The sequence below is a fragment of the Streptomyces cahuitamycinicus genome (assembly GCF_002891435.1).
Classification (GTDB): Bacteria; Actinomycetota; Actinomycetes; order Streptomycetales; family Streptomycetaceae; genus Streptomyces; species Streptomyces cahuitamycinicus.
Genome location: NZ_POUC01000416.1, coordinates 1 through 6,967 on the forward strand (window position 1 = coordinate 1; position 6,967 = coordinate 6,967).

Annotated in this window: 7 protein-coding genes and 1 pseudogene; 2 read left to right on the plus strand and 6 right to left on the minus strand. The window is 72.4% G+C overall.

Features of this window, described 5'->3' with window-relative positions:
• Positions 1–151: 151 nt before the first annotated feature.
• The 4 genes from C1J00_RS35135 to C1J00_RS35150 all read right to left on the minus strand — a co-directional run bounded on the left by C1J00_RS35135 (position 152) and on the right by C1J00_RS35150 (position 3,953).
• Positions 152–1,204, minus strand: a complete 1,053-nt coding sequence (locus C1J00_RS35135) for a methyltransferase domain-containing protein (RefSeq protein WP_102912998.1) — start codon at positions 1,202–1,204, stop codon at positions 152–154.
• Complete coding sequence (locus C1J00_RS35140) at positions 1,201–2,406, minus strand: glycosyltransferase family 4 protein (RefSeq protein WP_102912999.1); 1,206 nt, start codon at positions 2,404–2,406, stop codon at positions 1,201–1,203. The genes C1J00_RS35135 and C1J00_RS35140 overlap by 4 nt, the downstream gene beginning before the upstream one ends.
• Complete coding sequence (locus tag C1J00_RS35145; protein WP_102913000.1) at positions 2,403–2,801, minus strand: 6-pyruvoyl trahydropterin synthase family protein; 399 nt, start codon at positions 2,799–2,801, stop codon at positions 2,403–2,405. Before C1J00_RS35145 ends, C1J00_RS35140 begins: the two co-directional genes overlap by 4 nt.
• Positions 2,802–2,960: 159 nt before the next feature.
• Positions 2,961–3,953, minus strand: coding sequence for a zinc-dependent alcohol dehydrogenase (locus tag C1J00_RS35150; RefSeq protein ID WP_102913001.1), 993 nt, complete (start codon positions 3,951–3,953; stop codon positions 2,961–2,963).
• A 108-nt stretch (positions 3,954–4,061) separates the two neighbouring features.
• Here C1J00_RS35150 and C1J00_RS35155 point away from each other — a divergent pair, with 108 nt between their 5' ends.
• On the plus strand, positions 4,062–4,820 hold the full coding sequence (locus tag C1J00_RS35155) for a CDP-alcohol phosphatidyltransferase family protein (RefSeq protein ID WP_102913002.1): 759 nt from the start codon (positions 4,062–4,064) through the stop codon (positions 4,818–4,820).
• A 20-nt stretch (positions 4,821–4,840) separates the two neighbouring features.
• Here C1J00_RS35155 and C1J00_RS35160 read toward each other — a convergent pair whose 3' ends face one another.
• On the minus strand, positions 4,841–5,221 hold the full coding sequence (locus tag C1J00_RS35160) for a winged helix-turn-helix transcriptional regulator (protein ID WP_102913003.1): 381 nt from the start codon (positions 5,219–5,221) through the stop codon (positions 4,841–4,843).
• Positions 5,222–5,335: 114 nt separating this feature from the next.
• On the opposite strand from C1J00_RS35160, the pseudogene C1J00_RS35165 reads away from it, so the two are divergent.
• A pseudogene (locus tag C1J00_RS35165) lies at positions 5,336–5,736 on the plus strand (RidA family protein).
• A gap of 126 nt (positions 5,737–5,862) precedes the next feature.
• Here the strand turns inward: C1J00_RS35165 and C1J00_RS35170 are convergent.
• Positions 5,863–6,967, minus strand: a 1,105-nt coding sequence (locus C1J00_RS35170; RefSeq protein ID WP_102913004.1) for an ABC transporter substrate-binding protein, incomplete at its 5' end; no start/stop codon positions are given.

A 6,967-nucleotide genomic window follows, 5' to 3' on the forward strand; every position in this document is an offset into this window, starting at 1 on the left:
CTCCTGTCGCCCGCGGCCGGGCGCGGCACGGCCGCGTCCGCCCGGGCCGTGCCCGCCGTACCGGACACCGGCACCACACGGGTGCCGCTGCCGGTGGCGGGACGGTTCTCGGTGGGCGTGGTGCGCGGGCGTGTTCCCGTCGCCTGGGGGGTCATGACGCTCCGTCCACCGGACGGGACAGGGCCAGGAGGTCGACGTGATGGACGGTGACGCGCAACTCGCCCGCGGCCAGGGCCGCCAGCCGCTTGGTCAGGTAGACGTCGGCTTCGGCCCGCAGCTCGGGGCGCTCCTCGACGGCGGCGCCGATCCAGCCGCGCAGCCACTGCTCGGTGAGCGCGGCCTGCTCGGGGCCGAGCCGCCAGGGGCTCGGGTGCAGCCGTACGGTCGCGCCGTGCTCGGAGAACGCCTCGGCCGCCGCCGTGACCGCGTCGGGGCCGAGCAGGCCGTCGCGGCGCTGGTGGTCGTTGAACGCCTGGGCGAGCTCCGCGTCCAGCGGGTGCGACGGGGTCAGTTCCACGCGCCCGGCGACGGACAGCGTCAGCAGGGCGGGGCAGCCGGCTCCGGCGCACGCGGCGGCGAAGGTGTCGATCTCCTCGCGGGTGAGGACGTCCAGCAGGGCGGACGCCGTGACCAGGGAGGCGCCCTGCAGAGCGTCCGGTGTGAGTCGGGCGATGTCACCGCGCCGCGTCTCGACGGAGACCCGGCTGCCGTCGGCGGCCGAGCGCGGGGAGGCGACGGCCGCGAAGTGCAGCAGGTACGGGTCGCGGTCGTGCAGGATCCAGTGCTGGGCGCCGTCCAGGCGGGGCGCGAGCCAGCGGCCCATCGAGCCGGTGCCGCAGCCCAGGTCGTGGATGACGACGCCGCCCGACTTGCCCGGCAGGTTGGCGAGCCGGATCCGCAGCGGGTCGAGCAGGTCGTGCGCCCGTGCGGCGGCATCGGCCGGCTCCCGCAGCTCCAGCCACTCGGGCGCGTAGCGGGGCGGATCGTCCGGGCTCGCCTCACGCAGCTTGACGGTCGGCCGCGAGCCGGGCCTGCCGCTGGGGCCGGCACCGGGGATGACGCCCCCGGCGGCCTGCCCCGGGCCGAACTCGATGCTGGAACCCAGGCCCGGAACCACGCCGTCCGTCACCCCCCTGACCTCCCTGGGCCCGGGCTGTGCCGGGATCGCCCCGCTCTGCTGGGTCGTCGTCGCCGGGTTCGTCATGCTGACCTCCGGGGTTCGGTCGGGAGCCGGCGCAGCACCGCAGCCAGGCTCTGTGCGGTCGTCGCCCAGCCGCCGAGGGCGGCGCGGCGGCTGCGGGCGGCGGCCTTCAGCCGGCGTCGTACGTCCGCCTCGCCGAACCAGCCGCGCAGTTCGGCGGCGATGGCGGCGGGGTTCTCCGGCGGGACGAGGATGCCGGGCACGCCGCCGTCGGGCGCGCGGCCGACCGCCTCCGGGAGCCCGCCGACGTCCGTGGCCATGACCGGGATGCCGCGTGCCAGGGCCTCGGTCACCGCCATGCCGTACGTCTCGGCGTAGGAGGTGAGGACCATCAGGTCGGCGGTGGCGTAGCTGGCGTCGAGCGCGGGGCCGGACTTCGGCCCGGCCAGCTCCAGCCGGTCCTGCAGGCCGTGCTGGGCGATGAGGGTCCGCAGGTGGGCGACGTACTCCGGATCCTGGGTGAGCGCGCCGACGCAGACGCAGCTCCACGGCAGGTCGCGGACCGCGGCCAGCGCCTCCACCAGCCGGTGCTGGCCCTTGCGTGGGGTCACGGCCGCCACGCACAGCAGGCGCGACACACCGTCGGTGCCGGGCGCGAGCGGCGCGATGTCCGCGCCGGGGGCCGCGACGTGGACCCGCTCGGGCGGAAGGCCGTGGTGGGCGACCAGGCGGCGGACCGCCCAGTCGCTGGTGCCGATCACCGCCGGCACCGCCTTCAGCACCGTCCGCTCCTTGGCGTCCAGTTCGGCGGCCACGGCCGCGTCCAGCCCCGTCTCGTCGCCGAGCGGGAGGTGGACGAGGACGGCCATGCTCAGCCGTTCCGCCTCGGGCACCACGATCTCCGGCACGCCGCAGGCCACCAGCCCGTCGAGCAGGACGGCGGCCCCGTCGGGCAATGCGCTCAGGGTGCGGGCGAGTTCCGTGCGGGCGTCGGCCCCCGGGCGGGGCCAGTCACCGGCCACGACGTGCTTGGTCACCTGCCAGCCGAAGCCGGGCAGGTCCAGGCACACCCGCCGGTCGTAGGCGTTGCCGCCGCTCGGCACCGCCGGGTCGTCGACGCCGCCCGGCAGCACGAAGTGCACGGTGCGCAGGGACATGGGGATGATCTCGGCGTTCTTCAGGGAAGCGTGCTGCACGGGAACATAATTCAGCCGCGCCGGCGCCGGACCCATGTGCTCGGGCCGCTCGATGGTCGTGTCGGTCACAACGCACGCTCGAAACTCGCCCAGGCGATGTGCGACTCGTGCAGTGTGACGGTGAGGCCCGCGATGCCCTTGGCCCCCTCGCCCAGCGCCCCCTTGTGGATGCGCTCGGCGAGCCGGTCGGCGATGACCTTGGCGAGGAACTCCGTGGAGGTGTTGACTCCGGCGAAGTCGGGCTCGTTGTCGAGGTTGCGGTAGTTCAGTTCGCTGACTACCGCGCCGAGTTCCTGGGTGGCGAGCCCGATGTCGACGACGATGTTGTCCTCGTCCAGCTGCTCGCGCCGGAACGTGGCGTCCACGAGGAATGTGGCCCCGTGCAGGCGCTGGGCCGGTCCGAAGACGTCGCCACGGAAGCTGTGGGCGATCATGATGTGATCGCGGACGGTGATGCTGAACAACGGACGACCCTCCAGGTGCGGCGCGTCTGTTCCCCGCTCTCGGGTGCCGGGGATGCCGGGTAGTACGGCTCGTTGCCTTCCCCTGTTCAGCCTTCCGTACGTCTTTTCTCAGGTCAGGCGCTCTTGTCGTGGCGAACTCGTACCGGATGGAACGAATCGTCAGTCGATCCGTCCATCGCTCTCGTCGTAACGGACACGGTGGCACAGCGCGGGGACCTCGCCGGAGACCAGCTTGGGCAGCACGTCCGGCAGGTCCTCGAAGGCGGATTCGCCGGTGATCAGGGCGTCGAGCGCGGGGTCGGCGAGCAGGTCCAGGGCGACCGCGAGCCGGTCGGCGTAGGTGCGGTTGGGGCGGGCAGGGGACACGGTGCCGACCTGGCTGCTGCGGATGACGAGCCGCCGGGAGTGGAAGGCCTCACCGAGCGGGAGGCTGACCTGCCGGTCGCCGTACCAGCTGAGTTCGAGGACGGTCCCCTCGGCCGTGAGGAGTTCCAGGGACCTGGCGAGGCCCTGTTCCGTGGCGCTGGCGTGCACGACCAGGTCACGGTCCACGTCGGCGTCCTGCGGGGTGGCGAAGCCGACGCCGAGCGCCTCGGCGATCTTCGCGCGGGACGGGTCGGCGTCGACCAGCTGGACGCGGACGCCGGGGAACCGGGCGAGGAGAGCGGCCACCGAGCAGCCGACCATGCCGCCGCCGACCACGGCGATCCGGTCGCCGACCAGGGGCGCGGCGTCCCACAGGGCGTTGACGGCGGTCTCCACGGTCCCGGCGAGCACAGCCCGTTCGGCGGGCACGGTGTCCGGGACGGGGGTGACGGCTGTGGCCGGTACGACGTAGCGCGTCTGGTGCGGGTAGAGGCAGAAGACGGTGCGGCCGGTGAGTTCCCGGGGTCCTTCCTCCACCACGCCGACGTTGAGGTAGCCGTACTTCACCGGGCCCGGGAAGTCGCCCTCCTGGAACGGCGCGCGCATGGCGGTGTGCTGGCTGACGGGCACCCCGCCGCGGAAGACGAGTGTCTCGGTGCCGCGGCTCACACCGGAGTACAGCGTGCGGACCAGCACCTCGCCCTCGCCGGGCGGCGGCAGGGTGACGTCCCGGATGCCGCCTCGCCCAGGCGAGTCGATCCAGAACGCCCGTGCGGTGTGCTTCATCGAAGTCCTCCTGAACGATCGGGAAGCTGCTTGCGTACCGAGGGGTGCACAGGCCGCGCACAAGGTAGCGGCGTTGATCGACTCTGTCACACGGCCGGAGGGTGTTCGGTGGCCCTGAACAACACGTACGACGCGAGGCTCCAGCAGGAGACCGCCCTGGGGGCGGGGGTGCAGGTTCTGCTGCTGGCCCTGATCGGCACGGCGATCGGGATGGGGCCTGCGGGCTGGCTGACCGGCCTCGCGTTCGCGATCGCCACCTGGGCGGTTCTCTCACGGGCCCTGCACCGCTCCCGGCTGCGCTCGTTCGGCGCGGCGAACCGGGTCACCCTCGGCCGGGCCACCCTCGTCGGCGGGGTCACGGCTCTGGTGGCCGACTCCTTCCAGAGCTCGCCGCCCGTGTCGCTGTTCGTCGGTCTGACGGCGGTGGCGCTGATCCTCGACGGCGTCGACGGCAAGGTCGCCCGCCGCACCGGCACTTCGTCCCCGCTGGGCGCGCGCTTCGACATGGAGGTCGACGCGTTCCTGATCCTGGTGCTGAGCGTGTACGTGTCGATGCAACTGGGCCCGTGGGTGCTGCTGATCGGTGGCATGCGGTACGTCTTCGTCGCCGCCGCGCGGGTGTGGCCCTGGCTGACCGCCGCGCTCCCGCCGAGCACCGCCCGCAAGACGGTCGCCGCCCTCCAGGGCGTGCTCCTGCTGGTCGCGGGCGCCGATCTGCTGCCGTACGCGGGCAACTTCGGCGTGGCGGCCCTGGCCCTGGGCCTGCTGGTCTGGTCGTTCGGGCGTGACGTGCTGTGGCTGTACCGGACCTCGCGCGTCGAGGAGCCGGTGGCGCCCCGTCAGGTGCGGGAGCTGGTCGCCGGCTGACGGCGGGCAAGGCAGGGCGGTCATTCGTCGAACCGCCCGCGCGCCGCCTCGATGTGACCGAGGTACCGGTGGGTCCAGCCGCAGATCGCGTCGACCGTGGCGCGCAGGGCACGGCCCGGCTCGGTCAGGGTGTATTCGACCCTGGGCGGCACGGTGGGGTGCACCTTCCGGTCGACCAGGCCGTTGCGCTCCAGCATCCGGAGGTTCTGGGTCAGCATCTTGTGGCTGACGCCCTCGACCTCGTCCCGTACTTCACTGAAGCGCAGGGTGCGTTCACCGAGAGCCTCGATGATCAGAAGCGCCCATTTGTTGGCCACGTCGGAGAAGATCTCCCGCGCCAGGGAGTCCGCCCGCCGCAGATCCGCGTTCTCGGGCAGGTCCCTCAGCTGCTTGGTCACCATCTGGTTCCCCCGTTACCGAAAAGTGCGTTCTTCCAGGTCGGCGGTCACTCTCCTACGGTTTCCCAGTAACCGCAAGAGAGCACGGGTTTCGTGCTCGACGGAAGGACACCGACTGTGACCACCACCGACCTCTACGACCACGGCATCCCGGCCGAGAGCCACTTCGGCTACGCGCAGGCGATCAGGTCCGGCGATCTGATCCATGTCTCCGGCAGCTCGCGTTCGACGAGGCGGGCGGCTTCCGCCCCGAGGACGACGTCACCGCCCAGCTGGGGCGGACCTACACCAACCTCGACAGGGTCCTGGCCCACTACGGCGTGACGCGCGGCCAGATCGTGTCCCAGACGCTGTACGTGGTGGACCTGGTGCGGAACGCCGAGGTCGTGGCGAAGGCCAACCGGGCGTACTTCGGGGCCCACCGCCCGGTCAGCACGGCCCTGGGCGTCACCGAACTGACATTTCCCGGGCAGCTCGTCGAGATCAGCTGCGTCATCGACACGAAGCTGCCCGCCTGAACGCGCCGTTCAGCGACGCGGTCCGATTCCAGCCCTTGAACGGGCCGGTCAGCGACGCGCTCCGGTTCCGGCCTCCGAACGGGCCGGTCAGCGGCGCGTTCCGATTTCGACCCCTGAACGCGCCGGTCAGCGACGCGTTCCGGTTCCGACCAGGGTCCGCTCGTACGGGTCGAGCAGCACGCCCCGCACCTTGGTGGAGACACCGGCGATGATCCGCTGGTGGGCCAGCGGCACGACCGCGTCCGTGCGGAGGATCGCCGCCTCGGCCGCCATGGCGGCGTCCTGCCGCTCTCCGGTGCCGTCGGTCCCGACGGCCTCCGCGACGGCCCTGTCGGTCTTCTCGTCGCACAGCCGGGCCAGGTTGTAGCCGCCGTCACAGGTGTAGTCGCTGCCGAGGACACCGACGGGATCACCGGTGTCCAGGAGGCTGTTGCGGGCGCCGATGAACGCGTCGAACTTCCCGGCGAGCGCGTCGCTCTCCAGCCGCGAGTACTCGCGCACCTCCAGCATCACCGTGAATCCGGCCTTCTGGAGCTGCTGTTGCACGACCTGGGCGACTTCGGGCAGCTCGGGCCGGTTGTCGTAGGTGGCCAGGGTGATCGACGTGCCGTCGGGCCGGGCGGTCTTCGCGCGGCCGGCCGGCTTCACGCGCTTGCTCGCGGCCCAGGTGACGGCGGGTCCGAAGAGGCCGGCGCCCGGGTCGGCGTACCCCTCGAAGACACCCTTGACGAGGGCGGAGGGCGCGATCGCCGTGCGGGCGGCGGCGCGCAACTCCGGGTTTTTGAAGGGCCCGGTCTCCGTGTTGAGCTGCAGGCTGGTGGTCCGGGTGGTGCCGGCTTCCTTGAGGGTGGCCTTGTCGAGGGTTGCGGCCTGGGCGACGGGGATCGCCTCGGCGATGTCGACGTCGCCGGTGCGGACGGCGTTGGCGCGGGCGGTGCCGTCCTTGACGAACCGTACGTCGATGCCTGAGGCGTGTGCGAGGCCGTCCCAGTAGTCGTCATAGCGGTCGAGGCCGACGGAGGTGCCGCCGTTGACCTCGGTGATCTCGAAGGGGCCGGTGGCGGTGCCGATCGGGGTGGGGTTGCCCTTCTTCTCGTACGCCTTCGGGGAGAGGATCGCCAGGCTCGGACCGGCCAGCCGCATGGGCAGGACGGGGTCGGGCTTCCGGGTGGTGATGCGCAGGCCGTGCTCGCCGTCGGCCTGCGCGTCGAGGGTGACGCCCGCGAGGGCC

Coding starts and splice junctions, on each gene's coding strand:
- C1J00_RS35160 (WP_102913003.1), bottom strand. CDS start 5,221: ATGGTGACCAAGCAGCTGAGGGACCTGCCCGAGAACGCGGATCTGCGG.
- C1J00_RS35135 (WP_102912998.1), bottom strand. CDS start 1,204: ATGACGAACCCGGCGACGACGACCCAGCAGAGCGGGGCGATCCCGGCA.
- C1J00_RS35150 (WP_102913001.1), bottom strand. CDS start 3,953: ATGAAGCACACCGCACGGGCGTTCTGGATCGACTCGCCTGGGCGAGGC.